General features: G+C 39.0%; 16 protein-coding genes. 13 read left to right on the top strand and 3 right to left on the bottom strand.

Annotated elements, in window-relative coordinates; genetic code table 11:
- Nucleotides 1-100: 100 nt before the first annotated feature.
- A complete protein-coding gene (locus tag ACJ004_RS08640; RefSeq protein WP_410892506.1) occupies nt 101-505 on the top strand; it encodes a globin domain-containing protein in 405 nt (134 codons plus the stop codon).
- Nucleotides 506-560: 55 nt separating this feature from the next.
- Here ACJ004_RS08640 and ACJ004_RS08635 read toward each other — a convergent pair whose 3' ends face one another.
- From ACJ004_RS08635 to ACJ004_RS08625, 3 genes are all read right to left on the bottom strand, one after another.
- Entirely contained in the window at nt 561-1856 is a 1296-nt protein-coding gene (locus tag ACJ004_RS08635; RefSeq protein ID WP_410892505.1) for an ABC transporter substrate-binding protein, read from the bottom strand.
- A gap of 88 nt (nt 1857-1944) precedes the next feature.
- A complete protein-coding gene (locus ACJ004_RS08630) occupies nt 1945-2772 on the bottom strand; it encodes a carbohydrate ABC transporter permease (protein WP_410892504.1) in 828 nt (275 codons plus the stop codon).
- Nucleotides 2772-3740: a carbohydrate ABC transporter permease gene (locus ACJ004_RS08625; protein ID WP_410892503.1), complete on the bottom strand. Its 969-nt coding sequence runs from the start codon at nt 3738-3740 to the stop codon at nt 2772-2774. Before ACJ004_RS08625 ends, ACJ004_RS08630 begins: the two co-directional genes overlap by 1 nt.
- A 203-nt stretch (nt 3741-3943) precedes the next feature.
- Here ACJ004_RS08625 and ACJ004_RS08620 point away from each other — a divergent pair, with 203 nt between their 5' ends.
- The 12 genes from ACJ004_RS08620 (at nt 3944) to ACJ004_RS08565 (ending at nt 24335) form a co-directional block, all read left to right on the top strand.
- Nucleotides 3944-5764, top strand: coding sequence for a sensor histidine kinase (locus ACJ004_RS08620; protein WP_410892502.1), 1821 nt, complete (start codon nt 3944-3946; stop codon nt 5762-5764).
- Entirely contained in the window at nt 5761-7350 is a 1590-nt protein-coding gene (locus tag ACJ004_RS08615; RefSeq protein ID WP_410892501.1) for a response regulator transcription factor, read from the top strand. Before ACJ004_RS08620 ends, ACJ004_RS08615 begins: the two co-directional genes overlap by 4 nt.
- A 201-nt stretch (nt 7351-7551) precedes the next feature.
- Entirely contained in the window at nt 7552-8379 is an 828-nt protein-coding gene (locus ACJ004_RS08610) for a glycerophosphodiester phosphodiesterase (RefSeq protein ID WP_410892500.1), read from the top strand.
- Between the two features lie 325 nt (nt 8380-8704).
- Nucleotides 8705-9679 (top strand): LacI family DNA-binding transcriptional regulator, encoded by a 975-nt coding sequence (locus ACJ004_RS08605; protein ID WP_410892499.1) that lies wholly within the window; start codon nt 8705-8707, stop codon nt 9677-9679.
- A gap of 245 nt (nt 9680-9924) precedes the next feature.
- On the top strand, nt 9925-10881 hold the full coding sequence (locus ACJ004_RS08600; RefSeq protein WP_410892498.1) for an ABC transporter permease: 957 nt from the start codon (nt 9925-9927) through the stop codon (nt 10879-10881).
- An 18-nt stretch (nt 10882-10899) separates the two neighbouring features.
- Complete coding sequence (locus ACJ004_RS08595; protein WP_410892497.1) at nt 10900-11814, top strand: carbohydrate ABC transporter permease; 915 nt, start codon at nt 10900-10902, stop codon at nt 11812-11814.
- 83 nt (nt 11815-11897) lie between these two features.
- Nucleotides 11898-13538 (top strand): ABC transporter substrate-binding protein, encoded by a 1641-nt coding sequence (locus ACJ004_RS08590; RefSeq protein WP_410892496.1) that lies wholly within the window; start codon nt 11898-11900, stop codon nt 13536-13538.
- A 68-nt stretch (nt 13539-13606) separates the two neighbouring features.
- Entirely contained in the window at nt 13607-14569 is a 963-nt protein-coding gene (locus ACJ004_RS08585) for a PfkB family carbohydrate kinase (protein ID WP_410892495.1), read from the top strand.
- Nucleotides 14570-16090 (top strand): glycoside hydrolase family 32 protein, encoded by a 1521-nt coding sequence (locus ACJ004_RS08580; protein WP_410892494.1) that lies wholly within the window; start codon nt 14570-14572, stop codon nt 16088-16090.
- 32 nt (nt 16091-16122) lie between these two features.
- A complete protein-coding gene (locus tag ACJ004_RS08575) occupies nt 16123-16731 on the top strand; it encodes a YesL family protein (protein WP_410892493.1) in 609 nt (202 codons plus the stop codon).
- Nucleotides 16732-16831: 100 nt separating this feature from the next.
- Nucleotides 16832-21736 (top strand): GH32 C-terminal domain-containing protein, encoded by a 4905-nt coding sequence (locus ACJ004_RS08570; protein WP_410892492.1) that lies wholly within the window; start codon nt 16832-16834, stop codon nt 21734-21736.
- A 202-nt stretch (nt 21737-21938) separates the two neighbouring features.
- Complete coding sequence (locus tag ACJ004_RS08565; protein WP_410892491.1) at nt 21939-24335, top strand: glycoside hydrolase family 32 protein; 2397 nt, start codon at nt 21939-21941, stop codon at nt 24333-24335.
- Nucleotides 24336-24359: the final 24 nt, after the last annotated feature.

Genomic DNA, 24359 nt, shown 5'->3' with positions numbered 1-24359 from the left:
GGAAACTTTTGTATTTTGTGATTTAAAGTGATTTAAATCACAAAAAGCCTTCCGCTTTATCTCTATAATAATCAAAAATAGGGAAAAAAATAAAAGGTGGATGGTGACGAAATTGGACTACAAATTTAAGACGTTATATGCCGAAATTGGCGGGCAGGAAACAATTGATAAACTAGTAAATGCGTTTTATCCACGTGTATATGCGGACCCAGAATTAAGGCCATTGTTCGAAGGGGATATGGAAGAAATTAAGCGTAAGCAGCGGATGTTTCTCCCACAATTTTTAGGGGGTCCTGCCCTGTACAGCCAGGAATTTGGACCGCCGGCAATGAGAGGGAGGCATCTCCCATTTGAAGTCACGCCAAGCAGAGCTAAATGCTGGCTTCGCTGTATGAAAGAGGCATTTGAAGAAATTGGACTTGATCAACAACCTGCTGGCCAGGCTTTTTATGACCGTTTAACGCAAGTCGCTGGAATTATGGTTAATAGCCCGGATCGTGAATAATAATAAAATGGACAAAAAGCTCTTCTCAGATTGAGAGGAGCTTTTGATTTAAATACTATTTCTTTAACTTAGCCCAAGTCGCATCAAGAGCCTTTTCTGTTTCAGCTTTAGATTTTTGGCCACCTACATATGCTTGAAGAGATGCCCCAAATTCTTGACCAGCACCATCAGGATACTTCATGAACTGCCAAGAATAAGTTTTGCCTTCTTGAGAATATTTCTGAAGTTCGGCACCTAGAGGTCCAATATCTTCCGCTTTTGCTTCAATTGTTTTAAAGGCAGGGATATACTTGAACTCTTTAACTAATGCTGATTTCCCTTCTTCAGATGTAACCATCCAGTTTAAGAAATCTTTTGCTGCCTTTTTATCTGCTTCTGGTGCCTTGTTATGAATTACCCAGTTAGTTGGAACGTCAACCATTAATTTATCAGCTTGAGCTGCATCATCAGTAAGAGCCATTGGAATGAAGCCCACTTCCATGCCTGGATTTAGTTTATCAAGCATAGGCTGAATCCAGTTACCTTGCTGAATCATTGCCGTTTCGCCGTTGGCAAATTGAGTTACTTCGGTATTGTAGTCAGTTGTTAATGGATTTTTATTACCATATTTAATCGTTAAGTCGACAAGCTTGAAGTAGTCATCGAAGTACTTGTTGCCTACAATTTTACCAGTTCCTTCGTTTAAACCTTTGATATAATTTTCGTCGTCTGCTTGTTGGTAGGCGAACGGAACGTTAAGACCATGGTTTGCTAAAACCCACCATTCTGCATAGCCAACTGAGAAAGGAGTAATTCCGGCAGATTTTAGTTTTTTCGATGCAGCTTCTAACTCTGTGAATGTTTTTGGTAATTCTGTAATACCAGCTTTTTCAAATAGTTTCTTATTGTATGCAAAGCCATAGCCTTCCATATTTACAGGCTGTCCATAAATTTTTCCATCGATTGTCATCGGCTTTAAGGCATTTTCATAAGCATCTTTTACCCAAGGCTGATCAGATAAATCTTCAAATTTATCCTTCCATGTTTGTGCTTCTTGATATCCGCCATTACCAAAGATATCAGGTGCTTTGTTAGAAGCAAACTTTGCTTTTAAGGCTGCCGATCCATCGGCACCGCCGCCGACCGTTTCAATATTAAAGGTAACGTCGGGATGTTCTTTTGTATATTGGTCTGTTAACGCTTTCAATTGATCAGCGATTTCAACCTTTCCGTTAAAAAGGTCGACAACTACTTTCCCATCTTTGCTACCACTTTTTTTATCAGTAGATGCACTGTCGCTAGAACAAGCTGTAGCTAATAGTAGTGAAGCGGATAGTACACCTGCAAGTAAAGAATACTTTTTGATCCCCATTAATTTTCCCTCCTGGTATATAAATCTATTCTATAATTATCTCTGCTATCTGTCATGCAGACAGCAGAGGTTGTACCCTACGTATAAATCACTTTATAGAGCCACTAGTAATCCCTTTAATAATGTGTTTTTGCATGGCAAAGAAGAAGATTAATAATGGAATAATGCCCATAACCAATGCTGCTAATGCCAAATCCCATTGCTTTGTATACTGTCCAAAGAAAGAGAACGTTGCTAATGGAATCGTTTTTAACTCCGGATCCTGAAGTACGAGTGATGGTAATAAAAAGTCATTCCAAATCCATAAGCTGTTTAAAATAACGATTGTTACCGTAATCGGTTTTAATAATGGAAAAACAATTCTCCAAAATACGCCAAACCTGGAACAGCCGTCGATGATAGCTGCCTCTTCAAGTTCGACCGGGATCCCTTTGATAAACCCGTGATATAAGAAAATGGTCATCCCAGAGCCAAAGCCCAGGTACATGACAACGAGACCCCATACACTGTTTAAAAGTCCAAAGGTACTGGCTGTTTTGATTAGCGGGATCATGATCGATTGAAACGGAATAATCATCGCTGCTACAAATATCATGAAAATCACATGGCTAATTTTCTTTCTGGTTCTGACAAGCATATATGCTGCCATCGAACAGAAGATGACTAGAACTACATTACTGACAACTGTTACGATCAGTGAGTTTGAAAATACTTTAAGATAATTCAATTTATCGAAAGCACTCACATAGTTTTGAAACTCCAAAACCTTCGGCAAGGCCGATGTGTTAGATAATATATCTGCGAACGGTTTCAAGGAGTTTGAGATTACATAATAGAAAGGGACTAAAAAGACGAGTCCGAGCAGGATAGCAAGGATTTCAACAACAAAGGTTTTTCCTGTGTACCTGTTTCCCATTAGGATTCAACCTCCTTCTTCTTCGAAATGGTTACCTGAAGGACTGTAATCGCTGCAACTACAAGGAAGAAAATTAATGCCTTTGCTTCACCAATTCCGTAGCGGTTATTCACAAATGCCTCTGTATAAATATTAAGCGCTAACATTTCAGTTGATTTGAATGGACCGCCATTCGTCAACGAAAGGTTTGCATCAAAGACCTTAAAGGATGAGGCTGTTGTTAAAAATAAACAAATCGTTACGGCTGGTGCGACGAGCGGCATGGTGATATGGCGAAGAATCTGCCACCTATTTGCACCGTCAATTTTGGCTGCTTCAATTAATTCTTGAGGAACGTTTTGCAATGCAGCGATATAGATAATCATGATGTAGCCTGCACCCTGCCAAACACTGACAATTACAATTCCCCAGAATGCCGTATTGGCATCCCCTAACCAAGCTTGTTCAAAAATTGGGATTCCAGTTAACTCTCCAATCGAGGCAAAGCCCTTTACAAAAATAAACTGCCAGATAAAACCTAATAAAAGGCCGCCAATCAAGTTTGGCATGAAGAAAACTGTACGTAAAATATTTCTCGTTTTTAGCATTTGAGTAACAAGTAACGCTAAACCAAACCCAATTGCATTTGTTAAGATAATGGCAACAACCGTATATTTCGTGGTAAGTTTGAAGGAAGCTTGAAATTGCTTATCCTCGGTAAAGATGTACTTAAAATTGTCCAAGCCCACCCATTTGACCGCCCCAGTGATCCCGTTCCAGTCTGTAAAGGCATAATAAATACCTGTGAAAAAAGGAATCAGAACAATAATCGTAAAGGCTAACAAAACGGGCCCCACAAATAAAGCAAATAACCCTGCATCTTTCAGTTTCTTGTGTTTATTTAAAGAAACTGACTTTGAAACCTTTGCGTTCTTTTGAACAACTATGACTGAGGCTTCAACTTTTTCCAACTTACTTTGGCTATTCATGACCTGCACCTCCATATCTTCATTTTAGAGAATCCTGAAAATTATGAAACGGCTTACATTGACCAGTAGGGTGGAATATATTGAACAGTCCTGACAATAGACAAGTCAATAAATGCCCTTTGAATAGAATAAGAATGTTGTTACAATAGAGAAAATTCATGAATGGGAGGAAGGTTAGTTCATTCTAAACTAACCAAGATGATATGCAGTGGGGTATTCGTAAAAAGCTCATTATATTTTTAATGCTGGTAACGGTCCTGCCTTTTGGAAGCTCGATCGCGATTACATATTATCAAACAACGACATCTCTCAATAACCGTTTTGTTTCGACCAATCATGATCTAATTGTCAAAGGCGAAGAAGAACTAACAGTTTATTTAGAAGATGTGGCCCAGATGTCTTCCGTACTTTATCGATATACTCCCTTTATGAACGTGATGAGGGATGGTCTATTACCGAATTTAAATGCAAATCAGGAAGAAGTTCGCCGTGCCCTTGCCTATTTATTTAATACGCGTCCTGAGATTGAACAAATGCATCTCTATATTGATAAAGGAAAAGATTCGTATACGAATTATCATTCAAGAATCAGCGGAAGGGGGAAATATTATAGTATTTTTTCACATCCCTACTATTCCAGGTTAACAAGATCTGAAGGATTTTCACTCATCGAACCACCACATGAAATGTATAGTTATAACAATATTTCAGTCATTCCCAATTCCGAAAAGAAAAATGTCCTAAGCTTTCATAATATTCTTCGTGACGTTCCTTCAGACAAGCTCTTAGGCTTTTTATCGATTGATATTAATCTTTCAAAAATAAGTGCCATAGCCAGCCGATTATTTACGAAGGATATGGAGGACCTGTATATTATGGATGAAAAAGGGGTAATTATTTATTCCTCCAATGAATCTATGATTGGCAAGGAAAATAAAGAACAGTGGTTTGGGTTTGTAAAGAAGGAAACGGCTTCAAGTAAAAGTACGGAATGGAAGGATAAGCAATTCGCAGGTGTGATTGTCTATGATAAATTTTCCGCTCCCTATAAGAATTGGTATATTGTAAAACGCATTCCCTACCATGTACTCTATCAAGGTGCTAGGGAAACAGCACTAATCAATATTATGATTGGGATTGTGACGCTTGTGTTTGTGTTGATCGCCACGATGTTTGTTTCCTTTAAGATCACGGCACCGATTAAAGTATTAATTGATAATATGAAAAAAGTAGAACAAGGTGCATTCGAGGCGGATTTTGAATCATTAGGAAACGATGAAATGGGGATGTTAGGAAGGCATTTCAAATTAATGATCGCCAAAATCAATGATTTAATTGAGCGAGAATATAAACTGGATATCGAAAATAAAGAATCGCAGCTGAGAGTACTGCGTTCGCAAATTAACCCGCATTTCTTATATAATGCCCTTCAATCGATCGGGACCCTAGCGTTAAAATCTAAAGCTGTTCCAGTCTATACCTTACTCACTTCTTTATCGAAAATCATGCGATACAGTATGAATATGAAGGAAGACATTGTCCCTGTTATTTCAGAGTTGATGCATGTGAAAGCTTATTTATTATTACAAAAACAACGTTTTGACGAGCAGTTTGAATTTGAATTAACTGTCTCAAAGGAAGTCCAAGAAATATATATACCGAAAATGATTTTGCAGCCTATTGTGGAAAATTGTTTTAAGCATGGCTTCGAGCAGAAAATTGAAAAAGCATCCATTCAGATTGACGGTAGGCTGCTAGAGGATGGGCTTGTATGCATTACGGTAAAAGACAATGGAATAGGTGTAAATGTTGAACAGTTGGACAGAATCAGGCAGGAATTAATACATGGTGTATCTAGAGAAGAAAAGCAAAGAGAAACCATTGGGTTAAAAAATATTTATGACCGCCTACAGATCTATTACACTAACCAGGCACAAATGACGATTAATAGTCATGAAGGATGTGGATTTACTGTTACCATTCAATTTCCAAAGGATATCCAAAAAGAGGTGGGGCATTCATGAAAGCATTAATCGTCGATGATGAAAAGCACGTTCGTGAAGGAATTAAGATATTGGGTGCTTGGGAACAAAACGGAATAAGTGAAATTTATGAAGCGAGTAATGGGGAAGAAGCGATTCACCTCATCCAAAAGTATAAGCCAGAGATTATTTTTTCAGATATGAAAATGCCAAAAATGGATGGTGTTTCACTTTTAGAATGGATAAAAGAAAATCAGTCTACCAGCAAAACCATCGTTGTGACAGGGTACGATGATTACCACTACATGCGTAAAGCGATTCATTTCGGAAGTTCTGATTATCTCTTAAAGCCGATTGATCCTGAAATCTTAAATCATACCTTGGAAACAGCCGTTAAAGAATGGAAAAAAGAAGCATTAGACAGGGAAAGAAAAGAAAACAGCTCGCAATTGATCAATGAAATGAAACCAGTTTATCGGGACCGAAAACTTACCAAACTGCTCAATAGTGACAATCTGCAGGAGGACTTGTATGAGGGTTATGGAATTCATTCCTCTTCCAATTATCAAGTAGCCCTTGTGCGGATTACCGGGAAGACCATTGAGGCATTTCAAGGTGATCGGGATTTAGCCTATTTTACGATTCTGAACGTTATTAATGAAATCATGATGGAAAATGAATGTGGAATTGGATTCCGTTATTTATCCAATAAAGGTGAAGTGGTCATTATCTTTTGGAATAAGTTTGAGCAGATCGAGGGACTATTAAAACGAATCTATGAGATGCTAAGAGAGACGATGAATATCTCCTGTCCAATTGTTTTAGGGAATGTAGTGAATAAGAACGCAAGCTTAAAGGATTCCTATCTGCATGCCAAACAGTTATTACTTAATCGTAATATCTTAGCTGAGTTAGAAAATCACGTCTATGTGCAGGGGAATCTTCACAGTCATCCATTAAGAAATCTTATGGACTACTCATCCCATATAGAAATGGCTGTACAAGCCGGAGAGATTGGCGCCTTTGTTGAAGTAATCCACCAAATCGAGTCTGATTTTACAAAAGACCACTTTCTATCATTAAAACAGCTGAGCCATTTAGAAAATGAATATTTGGTCATCAGCAATCGTTGGTTTAAACAGTATCATCTTCCTGTTTTAGCAGCAGAGGATATCGAAAAGCGAATTGATTTATTTTTTGATGAAAGCGGGAACTTTAGGCTGGAAGATTACAAACAAAGGAAGATACGAGAGATTGCTATCTTTTTGAAAAAAGTAAAGAAAGGCACTCTTCAGAAACAAAGTAATATTATTTATGATATTGAAAAGTACCTGCAAGCAAACTTCGACCGGGATGTAAAGCTGCAAGAGATTTCAGAGCAATTTTATATCAGTCGAGAATATATCTCGAGAAAATTCAAACAAGAATTTAACGTGAACATCTCTGATTATATTGTGAAGTTTCGGATGAAGAAGGCTAAATCTTTATTAAAAAACAGCCAATTAAAAATCTATGAAATCGCGAATATGATAGGCTATCAAGACGACAAATATTTTCGAAAAGTATTTAAAAAGGTTGAGGGCATTACCCCGAATGAATACCGTGAATCCTATCTTAAACAAAAATGAGCAGAGCCGATAACCGGTTTCTGTTCTTTTTTTATATTAACATAAGGAAAAAGAACTGCTTTTTTGTAAATTAAGGAATGAACATTTCTCTATACTTTTTTACATTACATTAACGATGTCTAAATGTTAATAACATAGTGACTCAACATTTTTTTAATACAATTTTCCTTGTAGCACACATAATAGGGGAGATGAGGAAAAATGAATAAAACAACTTTATTGGGAACGGGCCTTGCTTTTAATTTATTATTTAGTCCGTTTCAGCAGGCTTTCGCAGCAGAAACAACTGGGGAATTACGTCAAATGGATACGGTTGCCCACCGCGGTGCATCCGCTTATGCGCCTGAAAACACCATTGCTGCTTTTGATAAAGGTGTAGAAATGAAAGCCGATTATATTGAAATTGATGTTCAAAGAAGCAGAGATGGCAAATTAGTCATTATTCACGATACAAATGTTGATCGAACAACAGATGGTACGGGGAATATTAAAGACTTAACGTTTAACCAGATCAGAAGTCTTGATGCAGGCAGCTGGAAAGGGGAACAATTTAAAGGAGAAAAAATCCCTACATTTGATGAAGTACTTGATCGATATCACGGGAAAGTTGGTATTTTAATAGAATTAAAGTCACCTGAACTTTATCCTGGAATAGAAGAAATGGTAGCTCAAGAATTAAAAGAACGAAACCTGGATAAGCCGCAAAATGAAAAAATCATTATTCAATCTTTTAATTTTGAATCCATGAAGAAAACAAATAGCCTGCTGCCGAAAGTGCCCATTGGTGTCCTGACATCAAATCGTGCAGACACAACCGAACAAGCATTGCAGGAATTTGCTGCCTACGCTGATTACTTTAACCCAAGCTACGGAATTGTGACGGAAGAATTAGTTAATCAAGTACACGCAAACGGTATGAAAATTCAATCCTGGACTGTTCGCAGCCATGAAGCGGCTGAATTTCTTTTAAATATGAAGGTGGACGGAATTATAACTGATTATCCTGATTATGTAGATTCAAGGAACTAAGATCAATTATGATAATAGAAGTGATGTAAAGACTCCGTTTTTGGGACGGAGTCTTTATTTATGGTGAGGAATCCATATCAATTTATACAAGGAATTTGCCGGACTAGGAATTGCCATGGGAAATGCCCCGGAACATGTAAAACATATTGAAAAAAATACATTCTATCTTGAAAAAGTAATCTGAAAATTAATTTATTTTTTCTATAAAAAAATATTGAAACGTTTCCAAAGGGGTGATATTATAGGTGTATGGAAACGATGAAACGTTTCCAAAGCGATAATATTATAAGTGTATGAAATCGCTTTATTACTGGAGGTAGTGGTAGTGCCAAGCATTAAAGATGTTGCAGAACTGGCAGGAGTTGGGGTTGGCACAGTTTCACGAGTCATAAACAATCATCCAACTGTAAAGCCTGAAACCCGGGAGAAAGTGAATGCAGCGATCAAACAATTAAATTATATTCCAAACGAAGTGGCAAGAAATTTTAAAATGCAAAAATCAACAATGGTTGCGCTGTTGCTTCCGAGTGTATGGCATCCATTTTTCTCAGAGCTCGCCTATTATATCGAAGATGAGCTTGACCGAGAAGGGTATAAATTGATGCTTTGCAATAGTGGGGGCAGACCCGACAAAGAGCTTTATTATTTAGATATGCTCAATCAGAATAAAGTAGCAGGCATTATTGGAATCACTTACAATGACATCGAAGATAGTGTGAGTACTGATATTCCGATTATCAGCATTGACCGCCATTTTGGAAAAAAAATCACATGCGTAACCTCGGATAACTACACTGGCGGCCGCATTGCCGTAAGAGAGCTTGTGAATGCGGGAACTAAAAAAGCCGCATATCTTGCAACCTATAGTGACGTATATAGTGAGGTTGAACTTCGGAAAAAAGGATTTATCGATGAAGCAGAGGCTCAAGGTATCGAATATATCATTTACGAGGAGCTTGATGCTGTTTTTAATGATGAAAAATATTTCGAAAATTTCTTTAAAATAAAAGAACATCAGGATGTGGACGGGATATTTGCCAATACCGATCTGCTTGCCGCCAAATATATCGATAAAGCTAAACAATATGGCTTGCGGACTCCAGAGGATGTAAAAGTAATCGGATATGATGGAATTCAGGATAATAAGCTGTTTCATCCAATTCTATCAACGATCCGGCAGCCGGTTGAGGAAATGGCAAGAATGTCTGTTCAACTTCTATTAAAAAAAATTGAAGGTGAAACATTGGAGCAACAGATTTACAGACTGCCTGTTATGTACAGAGAAGGGGAAACGACTTAGCTGTGTCAAATTTTTTAACTCATCATTGGAAGCGTTTTATTGAATCTCCATGATGTAAGATTGAGAGAAACGGCTCAGTTAAGTCCCGTTTTTTAGTCTTTATTGGAAACGTTTCAATAAAAACAATTGAGCAAAAGATTTTAACCAAATCCTTTATCAAATAAAACTACTTAGCAAAATAATTTTTTTAACTTCAATTGGAAACGTTTCAATTAATATAACTAAATTGAAAGTGAGGCAAGAATATGGAAGTGGCAAGGAAGGCAAATCCGATCATCGATTCACCCATCCAAGTAAGAAAAGCATCAAAACTAAAAAAAATCTTGAGTAATTATCAGCTCTATTTATTTCTTTTACCCGCTTTAGTTTATTTTATTGTTTTCCATTATGTCCCGATGTATGGAATATTAATTGCATTTAAAGATTTTGTTGCAACAAAAGGAATTATGGGAAGTCCGTGGGTTGGGTTTAAACATTTTGAACGATTTTTCGATTCCTATCAATTTTGGAGCCTGATTAAAAATACTCTTGGTCTTAGCGTTATACAACTAATCGTTGGTTTTCCGCTTCCAATTTTTCTAGCTCTCATGATGAATCAAATTAGAAGTGATAAGTACAAACGTTTTGTTCAAACAGTTGTTTATGCGCCGCATTTTATATCAGTAGTTGTTTTAGCGGGTATGATTTATGTCTTCTTTTCAAACAATGGGCTTATTAATAACTTAATCCTGATTTTTGGCGGCGATCCGATTTCGTTTATGGCAAAACCTGATTGGTTTAAACCATTATATATTGCCTCAGGCGTTTGGCAAGAAACCGGATGGGCTGCGATTATATATCTAGCAGCGCTTGCAGGAGTCAGCCCTGAACTTCATGAGGCTGCGGTAATGGATGGAGCAAATAAGTGGCAGCGGATTTTTCATGTGGATATTCCAGCGATTATGCCAACGGCTGTTATTCTATTAATTCTTAACGTTGGTAACATTATGAATATTGGTTTTGAAAAGGCTTACCTGCTACAAACACCAATGAACCAGCCGGCAGCAGAGATTATCCCAACCTATGTTTATAAGATGGGGTTACAGCAGGCGCAATATAGTTTTGCTGCCGCAGTAGGATTGTTTAATTCAGTGATTAACTTAGTTTTATTAGTCTTAGTAAATAAGTTTGCAAAAAAATTATCGGGAACAGGATTATGGTAGCAAGGAGGTGCAGCATAAATGAGTATATTAACTTTAAAGAATAAGAGAATGACAAGAAAATCGAAGGAAGATAAGGTCTTTGATATTATTAACTTTTTTCTGGTCGCGATCATCTTACTATTGGTAGTCTATCCATTGTACTTTATTGTAATTGCCTCGATCAGTGACCCAAACATGATTTACGAAGGAAAAGTATGGTTATTGCCGAAAGAGCTGACCTTTGAAGGGTATCAGCGAATCTTTGGAGACAGCAAGATTTGGCTGGGCTATAAGAACTCCATCATCTATACGGTGGTTGGTACGATTGTAAACGTTTCTTTTACCTTAATGGCTGCCTATGCATTATCAAGAAAAGATTTATATGGAAGAAATGTGATTATGTTTTTATTCCTCATGACGATGTTTTTCTCAGGCGGATTAATTCCTACATACCTGGTTGTTAAGAATCTTGGTTTGCTTAACACTATGTGGGCCCTAATCCTTCCAAAAGCTGTTGCGGTATGGAACGTCATTGTGGCCAAAACGTTTTTTGAGTCCTCTATTCCTAATGAGTTATTAGAAGCAGCACGAATAGATGGATGCTCGGATGTGAAATTTTTCTCGAAGATTGTCCTTCCTTTATCAAAACCGATTGTGGCTGTTATGGTCCTATTTTATGCAGTGGGGCACTGGAACTCCTATTTTGATGCGTTAATCTATTTGAATAATGAAAACTTATATCCATTGCAATTAATTTTACGAAATATCTTAATTCAAAATCAGGCCTCGACGATGATGATCAGTGATTTGGACTCCTTAGCAGCAAAACAAAGAGTGTCTGAGCTAATTAAGTACGGTGTCATTATTGTAGCTTCCATCCCGCTTTTAATCGTCTATCCATTTGTCCAGAAGTACTTTGTAAAAGGTGTTATGATTGGCGGAATTAAAGGTTAATAGTAATGATCTGCATTAGGGGGTGATGGTAGACGTAATTGATTGTTTACCATCCAATTAATATCCTAGAGGGGGAAAAACAAATGATTCGATCAATCAGGAAAAATGTCCAGAAAAACAAGAAAAAGAGCATGGCAATGGCGTTGGTTTTAGGATTAAGTGCTTCATTAGCATTAACTGGCTGCTCAAACAATGATTCAGCTAGTTCCGATAAAAAAGCAGATGCTGCCTTTCATAAAACAGGTTTACCTATTGTCGACAAACAAGTAACGCTAAACATTGTTTCACCAAAGGCAGCTCTAGCACCCGACTATTCCAAAATGGTGATTTTTGACCGACTTCAAAAAGCAACAAACGTTCAAATTAAATGGAATAATATCCCGGGTGATGGATATCAAGAAAAGAAAAACTTAATGCTGGCAAGCGGCGACCTGCCAGATGCTTTCTATGCGTCAGGCTTTTCCGATAATGATCTTGTCCAAAATGGTCAGAATGGTACCATTATCCCATTAGAGGATTTAATTGACGAATATGCACCAAATTTAAAGAAACTATTTGAAGAGAGACCAGAGTTGAAAAAGGTTGTAACCGCACCAGATGGGCATATTTATTCCCTTCCGCGTGCTGAGGAAATGGATCTAATCGGTATGCCAAATATTATGTTCATCAACAAAGCATGGATAGATAAGCTTGGCCTAAAAATGCCGACAACATTAGAGGAATACCATGATGTGTTAAAAGCATTTAAAGAAAAGGATCCGAACGGAAACGGTAAGAAAGATGAAATTGGGTTGACTTTCTGGTATAACGGCTGGTGCGGGAATGAAGGAGATTTAATTGGATTATTCGGGCTGCCGGATGCACCATTTGAAGCCGATCACCGTATCGTCAGAGATGGAAAAGTTATTTATGCAGCGATTCAGCCGGAATTTAAGGAAGCGATTAAGTATTATAACGGCTGGGTAAAAGAAGGGTTGATTGACCCTGAGGTTGTCACCCAAAAGACAGAGCAGCTTTTTGCAAAAGGGAAAACGCAGAATCCAACACTTGGCTCTTTCATTTGGTGGGAAAATACGGAAGTAGTAGGACCGGATCGTGTGAAGGATTACGTGGTGATGCCTCCATTAAAAGGGAAAGATGGCAAAATTGTCATCGGGCGTTCAAACTATTCTGAGTATGGAAGAGATGCCTTTGTGATTACCTCAGCGAACAAAAATCCTGAGATTACGATGCGCTGGGTTGACCAATTGTATGAGCCAAAAATGTCTGCTCAAATCAACTGGGGCCCAATCGGTGAAATTTACGAGGAAGATGCGAATGGCATGTTAGTGAATAAAGAGCTTCCAGCAGGCGTAGCAATGGGTGAATTACGTCAAAAGGTTGCTCCGGGCGGTCCCTTTGTAGTCTTAAAGGAGCACTTTGGTAAAGTAGTAGACATGGAGCCAAGAGCAAAGGAAAGATTACAAATTCTTGACCAGTATTATAAACCACATATGGTAAAAGAAAGCTATCCATCCATCTTCTTTAGCCCTGAAGAGCTTGAAGTGATTAATACGATTGAGCCTGAAATTAAAGCTTTTGTGAAGCAAAAAGAAGCTCAATGGTTGATCGAGGGAGGAATTGAGAAGGAATGGGCTGCGTATGTGAAGCAATTAAATGATATGGGTCTTAATAAATTAATGAAAGTTTACCAAAAAGGATTAGACCGCTATAACAAACAATAATCCTGACATAAAGCCAGACCCCGTTGCTGTCTGGCTTTTTTTTAAAAATACAAAATAGGATGATGTACATGTTTGATGTCACGGCTTTAGGAGAAGTTTTAATTGATTTCACACCTTCCGGTCATTCGGAAAAGGGCCATGTATTATTTGAAACAAACCCTGGCGGGGCACCGGCCAATGTCCTTGTGGCACTCTCCAGATTAAATAAGAAAACGGCATTTATCGGAAAAGTGGGGCACGATCAATTTGGTCTTATTCTCAAGGGTGTCTTAGAAGACCAAAAGATTGATACAAGCAATCTTTTATTCTCGAAAACAGTCAATACAACACTAGCTTTTGTTCATTTAGATGAAAAAGGGGATCGTTCCTTTAGTTTTTATCGAAATCCAGGAGCCGATATCATGCTGGAGAAAAATGAAATTGATGAAGATACAATCAAACAGTCCCGTATCTTTCATTTCGGTTCTTTATCGTTAACAAATGAACCTGCAGCCACTGCCACTATTACCGCATTGGAATATGCAAAAAAGCATAATGTAACGATTTCCTATGATCCGAATTTGCGAACTCCTTTGTGGAGGTCACTTGATGAAGCAAAGCGGCAGATTTTAAAGGGATTTGAATATGCTGACATCGTTAAAATTTCAGAAGAGGAACTGGAATTTTTAACCGGTTATCGTGATGTCATAAAGGGCACGGAAGTTTTACAGGAACAATTTGGTACAGCTGTAATATTTGTCACTTTAGGGCCAGTAGGCTGTTTTTACCGAAACATACAAGGATATGCCAGTAAAAAAGGGTATCAAGTAAACGTTGTCGATACAACGGGAGCGGGAGATGCCTTTGTTGGCGGTGTATTATATCAAATCCTTGAAAGGAAAAAACCGTTAGCTCATTTAACTGCATCAGAATTTGAAGAAATGGTTACTTTTGCTAATGCAGTTGGTGCCCTAACGACAGAAGGAAAAGGTGGAATTCCCAGTATTCCAACTATCGAGCAAGTTGAAAGGTTTTTAAAAAAGAATTCCTAAATGGAAGAAAGGAAGAACGGAAAAATGAACAACAACGTCTTAGAAAAACAACAATATTATTCCGAAAAATACCGTCCACATTATCACTTCACTCCAGAGCGTCAATGGATGAATGACCCAAATGGGATGGTGTTTTATAACGGGGAATATCACTTATTTTATCAATATCATCCCAATGGAACAACATGGGGTCCCATGCATTGGGGACATGCGGTAAGTAAAGATCTTATTCACTGGGAACACCTCCCAATTGGTTTGGCTCCCGATGAGCATGGAACGATTTTTTCGGGTAGTGCAGTCGTGGATTGGAACGACACAAGCGGTTTCTTTGAAGGGAAATCAGGGTTAGTGGCAATTTTCACCCATGCGGATACATACCCTGATTCTATTCGTCCACGACAAAGGCAGAGTCTTGCCTATAGCAAAGACAATGGGCGTACATGGATAAAATATCAGGGGAACCCTGTTCTGCAAGAAGAAAGTATAACAGATTTTCGTGATCCAAAAGTGTTCTGGCACCGTGAAACAAATCAATGGATCATGGTATTAGCCGCAGGTCAAACCGTTAGAATATACACTTCGAAAAATTTACTATCATGGGAGTTTACGAGTGAATTTGGAGAAGGCCATGGCTCACATCAGGGTGTCTGGGAGTGTCCCGACCTTTTTGAATTACCTGTTGATGGGGATTCCAATCAGAAAAAATGGGTGCTATTTGTCAGCATTGGCAATAATCCAAAATATGAAGAAGGGTCCAGAACCCAATATTTTATTGGCAATTTTGATGGTAAAACATTTTTCAACCATTACGAACCAGAAAAGACCCTTTGGATTGATCATGGACGCGATAATTATGCGGGCGTTAGCTGGTCCGATGTTCCAGATGAAGACGGAAGAAGGATTTATATTGGCTGGATGAGTAACTGGCAATATGCAAATTTTACTCCTACAATAGAATGGCGAAGTGCGATGACGATTCCTAGAGTTCTTGAGCTTAAGAAAACCGAAGAAGGGATTCGACTTGTACAAAGCCCGGTTCATGAGTTACAAGATATTCGTGATGAAAAAATATTAATTCAAAACGAAGTGGTTGTACCCGGTAAAAATCTTTTAGAAAATGTGAATAGTAACACATTCGAAATCATTGCCGAGTTTGAAATTGGAACCGCAGCGGAATTTGGGTTCAAGGTTTGCAAGGGCGCCAATGAAGAAACAATTATCGGATTTGACGTAGTAAACCAAACATTATTTGTAGATCGAACAAATTCGGGAGAGGCTGCTTTCCATGAGGCCTTCGCAGGAAAACATGAGTGCTATTTACTACCAGAAAATAATAAAATCACCTTACATGTTTTTATTGACCAGTCGTCTGTAGAGTTATTTGGAAATGATGGAAAGTCGGTCATAACGGACTTGATCTTCCCAAATCAAGAAAATAAGCAATTGGAGCTCTATGTAAAAAATGGAAAAGTTAAGTTACACTCGTTAGAGCTTTATTTGTTAAAATCTACTTGGCGATAATGTAGTGAAAGGTAATAGGGGGAATGAAATTAATGAATGGTTTAAACAACAGATTATTTAATACCTTGAATACAATGGTAGATTTATTTCTTTTAAATTTACTATGGGTCATTACTTCGCTCCCCTTAATAACCTTTTTTCCTGCAACAGCAGCCATGTTTGGCGTTGTCCGCAAACGAATATTACAAAAAGAAACAGAGGGTATATGGAAGGGCTTTTTTAAAGTATTTAAGGAGAATTTTAAACAAAGCTTTATCCTATCAATATTTTGGGGTATACTTGCCCTCTTTTTATTCTTTGATTATCGGCTCATTCATCCAGGAGTCTCTGTTGTCCAACTTATATTTTATATCATCTTAATCATTGGCATTATGTTGTTTAGTGCGATCTCCATTTATCTTTTTCCAATTATGGTCCATTTTGAACTAAGCTGGAAGAACATTATTCGAAATGCCTTTTTCTTTTCCCTTATGAATCCAGTCTTAACAATTCTTTTATTAATTATTGTTGGGGCGGGGACTTCTCTGTTCTATTTCTATCCCGTTACGATTTTCATCATCGGCAGTTTCTCAGCCTATGCGGTATATTACTTATGTCAAATATGGTTTAATCAGCTGCTAAATATGAAAGGAACGAATTGAGGCCTTGAGTCTATCATCATTCTAGCCTCAATTCTTTTAAGTTTATTTGTAAGCGTATTCACTGAATGAAGAGGCAATTAAATGTTGGAGGGGAAAAGGGTTGAAGCAAAAGATAAAAAATCAAGGAATATCGATTATTATCATTTTTTCATTAATGATTTCGCTGTTTATGCCCAGTGTTTCTAGTAAAGCGGAAACTAGTGTATCATCCAGTTCGTCTGTTGATGGCGAAAATGAACCATATCGGTCCAAATTTCATTTTTCTCCGGAAAAAAACTGGATGAATGATCCCAACGGCATGGTGTATTACGATGGGGAGTATCATCTGTTTTATCAGCATAATCCTACTGAACCAAAGTGGGGACCGATGTATTGGGGACATGCGGTAAGTAAAGACTTGGTCAATTGGGAATACCTGCCGATCGGTCTTTATCCAGATGAAAAAGGTTTTATCTGGTCAGGGAGTGCAGTTGTGGATTGGAACAATACGACTGGATTCGGAAAAGACTCTAAACCGCCGATGGTTGCTGTATTTACTCAGGAAAAAGGCGATCATCAAGTTCAAAGTTTAGCTTACAGCAACGATAAGGGCCGTACTTGGACGAAGTATGATGGTAATCCGATTATCCCTATGCCAGAGGGGATTGATGTTTTCCGGGACCCAAAGGTATTTTGGCATGATGAAACAAAAAAGTGGATTATGGTCATTTCAGCTGGTGATCGTGTTTATTTTTATAACTCACCGGATCTGAAAAGTTGGACGAAAGTAAGTGAATTTGGCAACAATGACGGCTCCCATACGGGAACATGGGAATGCCCGGATTTATTTGCCCTTCCGGTTGATGGAGATCCAACTAAGAAGAAGTGGGTATTAGCTGTCAGTATCAGTCAAGGGGCCCCAGCCGGCGGTTCGGGGATGCAGTATTTTATTGGTGATTTTGATGGGAAAACCTTCACCAATGCCAATGATCCGAGTAAAGTCCTATGGGCCGATTATGGGGCTGATTTTTATGCAGCTGTTTCATGGAGTGATGTCCCTGAGGGACGCCGTTTATGGCTCGGGTGGATGAATAATTGGAAATATGGGCAGGACATTCCAACATCCTCGTTCAGAGGAACGATGTCGACCCCGCGTGAACTTGCCTTATCAACGGTTGAAGGTGAAGGGATTCGTCTTAAACAAAAACCTGCAGCTGAGTTAGAAAGCCTTAGGGGTAATCCACAAGATATCGAAAATAAAGTGATAACTCCGGGAGAAAATCTGCTTTCGAAGTTAACAGGAGATGCCTTTGAGATTACGGCTGAATTTGAATTGAATTCGGCAACGGCAACTGAGTTTGGTTTGAAAATTCGAAAAGGCGAAAGCGGGCAAACAAAGATTGGTTATGATATTGGCAGTAAAAAAATGTTTGTAGACCGTTCCAATGCTGGTGAATCGGGTTTCAGCAGTCAATTTGCGGCAAAACATGAGGCTCCGTTAGCTGCCATTAATCAAACTGTTAAACTCCATCTGATTGTTGACCGAGCATCTGTTGAAGTATTTGGCAATGATGGTCAGGCAGTAATAACAGATCAAATCTTCCCCGATCCTAAAAATCAATCTCTTGAACTTTACACAACCGGCGGGGAAGTACAACTTAAATCATTAACGGTATATGATTTGAACCAGGCTTCTTTTGTTTCAAACATAGACCAAATCGCCGTTGATGGGGGCAGTCTGCCAAATGAGATTGAAAACCCGGATTTTGAGACTGGCGATCTATCAGGATGGACAGAAGTAGGATCCGCATTTGATCATCCAGTATCCAATGCTACAAGCTTCTGGGGTGGTCCTTTTCAGCACCAAGGAACCTACCATGTTTGGGGATTTGCCGGGGCAGCCAATGATGCAAATGCTGATTTTCGCACGGGTGTAATGAAATCTACTGTATTCAAACTTGGCGGGAATGGAATGATTGATTTCCTTGCTGGCGGAGGTCAGGATATAAATAAGCTATATGTTGCCTTGGTTCGGGCTTCAGATGGAAAAGTGCTTTTTAAAGCAACTGGATCCAATACAGAAGCTTATCGAAGAGTCAGCTGGGATGCATCGGCATATATCGGAGAATCATTGTATATAAAAGTTGCAGACTATCATTCTGGCGGATTTGGGCATATCAATGTCGATGATTTTCACGTTTTTAATCAAGAGCCGGTGATGACTGGCGGCAGTCAAATAGCCAGCTGGTCATTGGATGAAGGTCGTGGAACCATGACAAAAGACAGCGTAACAGGAATGGCAGACCCTATTTCCTATGTGTTTACGAAAGCTTTATACAAGCCATCGACCGATCCTTTATGGAGAGATGGGATTCGTAACAAGGCGTTACTGTTCGATGGATATTCTACATCGATTACTAGGCCATCTAATCAAACTATTAAGCCAACAGATGCTCTCACAATTGAAGCATGGGTTGCTCCAAGATCTTACGAATGGGGCGATCTCGGCCAATTATCAGCGATCGTCAATCAACACAATAAAACGGCAAGCGAGGGTTATATCCTTGGCTTGGGACGGCACGGGAAATGGTCGTTTCAGGCAAGTATTAACGGTGAGTGGAAGGAAGTTTGGGCTGCCGAAAACAAGCCTCTTGAAAAAAATAAATGGTCGTATATTGTTGCCACCTTTGATAAGGTTGAACAAAAAATGAAGCTTTATTTAAATGGTGAATTGGTCGGGGAGACGGTCACACCAAAAGGGACCATAACACCATCTTCAAATGATTTATTAATCGGAAAACATAATAGCGCTGCTTTGGTTAATGGAGCTTTCACTGCCAATATGTTTAATGGAATGATTGACGAATTAAAAATGCATAACCTTTCGCTATCAGGGGAAAAAATTAAAGAAAATTATGATTCGTATTTAAGTAGTTTTGAGAATCATAAACTTCCAATACCTGATTTGGCACCAGATCGGAGCAGATATGATGGCGACCGGTACCGGCCGCAATATCATTTTATTGCACCGGAGCATTGGATGAACGAGCCTCATGCACCGTTCTACTATAATGGGAAATATCATCTATTCTATCAAAATAATCCCCAAGGCCCATATTGGCATCAAATTCATTGGGGGCATTCTGTAAGTGAGGATATGGTTCATTGGAAGGATGAACCGATAGCTCTTGCACCTGATGGGAACTCCATTGCGCCTGATGGTGTTTGGTCAGGCGGTTCAACTGTTGATGGTAACGGTAATCCGGTGTTATTTTTTACAGCCGGGGATGATAAAAAGGTTCCAAATCAAATGACGGGTCTTGCAACGAGTAAGGATCCCGGGGACCCGGATTTGAAAGAATGGTCCATGTACGAGAAACCAGTTACGGTTCAAGCGCCAAACCTCCCGGCAAAAGAAGGGGAGGTATGGTACGGGCAATTCCGTGATCCATATGTTTGGAAAGATGGAGATACATGGTACCAGCTTGTTGGTTCTGGTATTAAAGGAGTGGGGGGAACTGCACTTCTTTATACCTCTAAAAACCTGAAAGATTGGGAATACAAAAAGCCGCTGCTGGTTGGTAATTATAAGCAAAACCCGAAAACAGGCCAGGTTTGGGAGTTGCCAGTATTCCTGCCATTAGGGAAAGATGTAAATGGTATTGAGAAATATGTCTTCTTTATTAATCCTTGGTTTGATGGATATAGTCCGCACAATGTGAAATATGTATGGTATTGGATCGGAATATGGGATAAAGAAAAACTAGAGTTTGTTCCTGACAATACGGACCCAAAACAATTTGATTACGGGGAACACTTTACAGGACCGAGCGGGATGGTTGATGGAAAAGGACGTTCTATTCTCTTTAGTATTGCCCAGGACCGCCGGACGGAGCAGCAGCATTATGATGCTGGCTGGGCTCACAATGCAGGGCTGCCGCTTGAGCTTTCATTAAACTCAGAAGGCGGTTTGGGAATTAAACCAATTACTGAATTAAATTCCTTAAGGAAAAAGGAACTAGTTTCAATAAAGAATGAGAATACAGATAAAACCAATGAATTAGTAAAGAATGTTAAGGGTGATCAGTTGGAAATTCAACTTGAAATCAATCCAGCCTCTGCAAAACAAGTAGGTCTAAAAGCTAGAAAGTCAGCAAATGGCGAGGAAGAAACATTACTATTCTTTGATGTTGAAAAACAATCACTAAATATTGATCGAAACAAATCCAGTCTCGATCCGGATATCCAAAAAGGAATACAGGGCGGAGAGCTTAAGATTGGTAAAGAAAATCTCAAGCTTCATATTTATCTGGACCGGTCAATGATTGAGGCTTATGCAAATGGTGAAAAAAGCATCACATCACGTGTATATCCAACCCTTTCAGATGCACTGGGCCTTGAGTTATGGAGTAGTGGTGGAAAGGCGAAAGTGGTATCGATGAAGGTATGGGAAATGGGTTCAGCATACGGGGAAACGGTTCCTGCCTATTGGCCTGAATCGAATGGCGGCGGAGATCCAATTCCAGAAAGTACAGAATTGCCAAATCATGATTTCCAATCAGGTGATTTAACAGGATGGACTGTTGTAGAAGGGAAAGCTTTTAGTAATGAACACGTATCCAAGGCAAACGATTGGGGATGGGGCGGACCGTTTAACCAAGCCTCAGACCGAATCGACCCGGAACGATACCATCTATGGGGATTTAATGGCGAAAAAGGAGGAGATTCATTGACAGGAGTCTTAAAGTCTGAGGACTTTGAGTTGGGCGGAAACGGAAAAATCGATTTCTTAATTGGCGGAGGAGCTAATATCGATAGACTTTATCTAGCACTGGTACGGGCTTCAGACGGCAAAGAGTTAATGAAGGAAACAGGTGGTAACTGGGAAGCCTATCGAAGAGTTAACTGGGATGCTTCGGATTATATAGGAGAAGAGTTATACATCAAAGTTGTAGACTATGAAACGGGCGGCTGGGGACATATTAATATTGATGATGTAAATGTACCTGTGGCTATAAAAAGGTAAAATCTTACCTTGATAGATAGGATCAAATAACCTAGAATAATCATGTGAAATTCAATATTGCAGGATTGCGACTGGATAGCAGGCAAGACCTAAAATGAGTAAGGAGAGAATGTACCTTTGTGTACATATCCCTTATCATTTTAGGTCTTTTTTTATATTCTGTTAAGGTTAAAATCACTGTACTAGGTAAGGAGTTTTTAAGATGAATAAAAAGAGAATTATATGGATAGGGCTGTTTTTTTTGGTATTATGCCTCATTATCATCACAGGAGTTTTGATAGAAAAACAGGGGAAACCCAAGTCGGAAACAACCAATATCAATCAAAAGAAGGATCCGCCATTAGCCCTGGTGCTTAGCAACGATGCCCTTCATCAGTGGGGATTTGATGAAGGGGCTGGAAACGTCACTCGTGATCATGCTCAATCCTTGTCGTCTGTTATTCATTATGCATTAAAATCAGATCCGGAATGGAAAAACGGCATTAGTGGTAAAGCATTATTATTTGATGGATATTCCAATTTGCTGGACATTGCTTCGGAAAAGGTTCATAACCCAGCTGGATCTTTTTCGATTGAAGCATGGGTTGCCCCAAGAGCCTATGAATGGGGAGACAATGGACAGCCCTCTGTTATTATCAATCAACATGATAAAGGAAATAAACAAGGGTTTATGCTCGGAATGGGACGGCATGGTTATATCACGTTTCAGCTGGCCTTAAACGGTGAATGGCATGAAATTTGGTCGCCAGAAGGGAAAATTTTGCCAAAGGATCAATGGTCTTACGTCGTTGCACAATTTGATAAAGAAACAAATAAAATCTCACTCTATTTAAACGGAATACTCGTTCAAGAAAAAGCAGTGCCTCCTAATAGTGAGTTTACACCAGCAACTCATATACCGTTACTTGTTGGAAAACATAATCAGGCGGTCGCCGTGTCTGATGTGTTCCAGGTAAATATGTTTAATGGATTAATGGACAATGTTTCCCTATATAGTAAGGCGTTTAGTAATGAATATATTAAACATCACTATGAAGAAGCCATTAACAGCTGGAACAATAAACTGCCTATACCAGATACTTCATTTGACCGAACAGTTTATAAAGGAGACCGCTATCGCCCTAATTATCATTTTACTGCTCCGCAGCATTGGATGAATGAACCACATGCACCCATTTACTATAACGGAACATACCATTTATTTTATCAGTTTAATCCAGCTGGTCCTTTTTGGCATCAGATTCATTGGGGACATGCTACAAGTAAAGACATGATTCGTTGGGAAGATAGTCCTATTGCTTTAAGTCCAACAGAGGGAACTGCAGCAAGAGACGGCGTATGGTCCGGCAGTGCCACATATGATAAGAATGGAGTACCAGTATTATTTTACACAGCAGGACACGATGAAATGAAGCCGAATCAAATGACTGGTATGGCAAGAGCAGAAGATGCAAATGATGTCAACTTGAATCATTGGATTATGAAACCCAACCCTGTAACGATACAAGAGGAAAATATGGATACACCAAAAGGAAAGGTAATGTTTGGCCAATTTCGTGATCCATACGTATGGAAAGATGGAGACAAATGGTACCAGCTTGTTGGATCGGGTATAAAAGAGGCAGGTGGAACAGCTTTGCTTTATACTTCAGAAGACCTTGAACACTGGAAGTACGAAAAACCATTGATGATTGGTGATAAAGGGAAAAATCCACGCACAGGAGATGTATGGGAACTGCCATTTTTAGTTCCGATTAAAAACAAGGAGACTGGTGAACAAAAATATGTATTCATGATTAGTCCGTATTTTATGTCCCCTAGTCCAGATGCTTCGCGTTTTACATTTTACTGGATTGGGACCTGGGACCCAGAACGGTTGGAATTTATCCCTGACCACGAGGATCCAAAATCGTTTGATTATGGTGAACATTTTACAGGAGCACAAGGGTTTGTGGATGAAAAAGGGCGTACCATCGTAACTAGTATTTTACAAGACAGGCGTTCGGAAAGTGAAAAATATCAATCAGGATGGGCACATGGAGCCGGGCTGCCGCTCGAAATCTATTTAAATGATAAGCAAGATCTAGGAATCCGACCGATTGAAGAGGTGAAGTCACTTCGAAGAGAGGAACTGGCATCCTTTGAAAATGTTACAATGGATGAAGCAAATAAACAGCTTGGAAAAATCCAAAGCGATCAATTCGAAATCGAGTTGGAATTCGATGTTTCCAATACGAAAGCAGCTGGTTTAAAACTATTAAAAGACCCAAATGGCCAGGAAGAAACTACTATTTTTTATGATAATGAAAGAAAAACCATTCAGATTGATAGGCAGCGTTCAAGTAAAAATCATGATATTGAAAAGGGAATTCAAGGTGGGGCGCTAAACCTTGAAGACGATATCTTAAGTGTATGCCTATTTGTTGATAAATCGATTGTGGAAGCATACGTCAATAATGAAATAAGTATTTCGTCCCGTGTATTTCCAATAACGGATCAATCGAAAGGACTCGAAGTATTTGGAGTGGATGGAGAACCATTTATACGTTTGATGAGGGTATGGAGGATGGCTACAGCCATTGAAGGAGAGAAAGATTAGCCTTTCGGGTTTAACTCTATCTAA

The organism is Neobacillus sp. 204, assembly GCF_046562815.1.
GTDB lineage: Bacteria > Bacillota > Bacilli > Bacillales > Cytobacillaceae > Neobacillus.
Note: the sequence above shows the minus strand (reverse complement) of the source record. Positions and strands in the feature narration are given on the sequence as shown.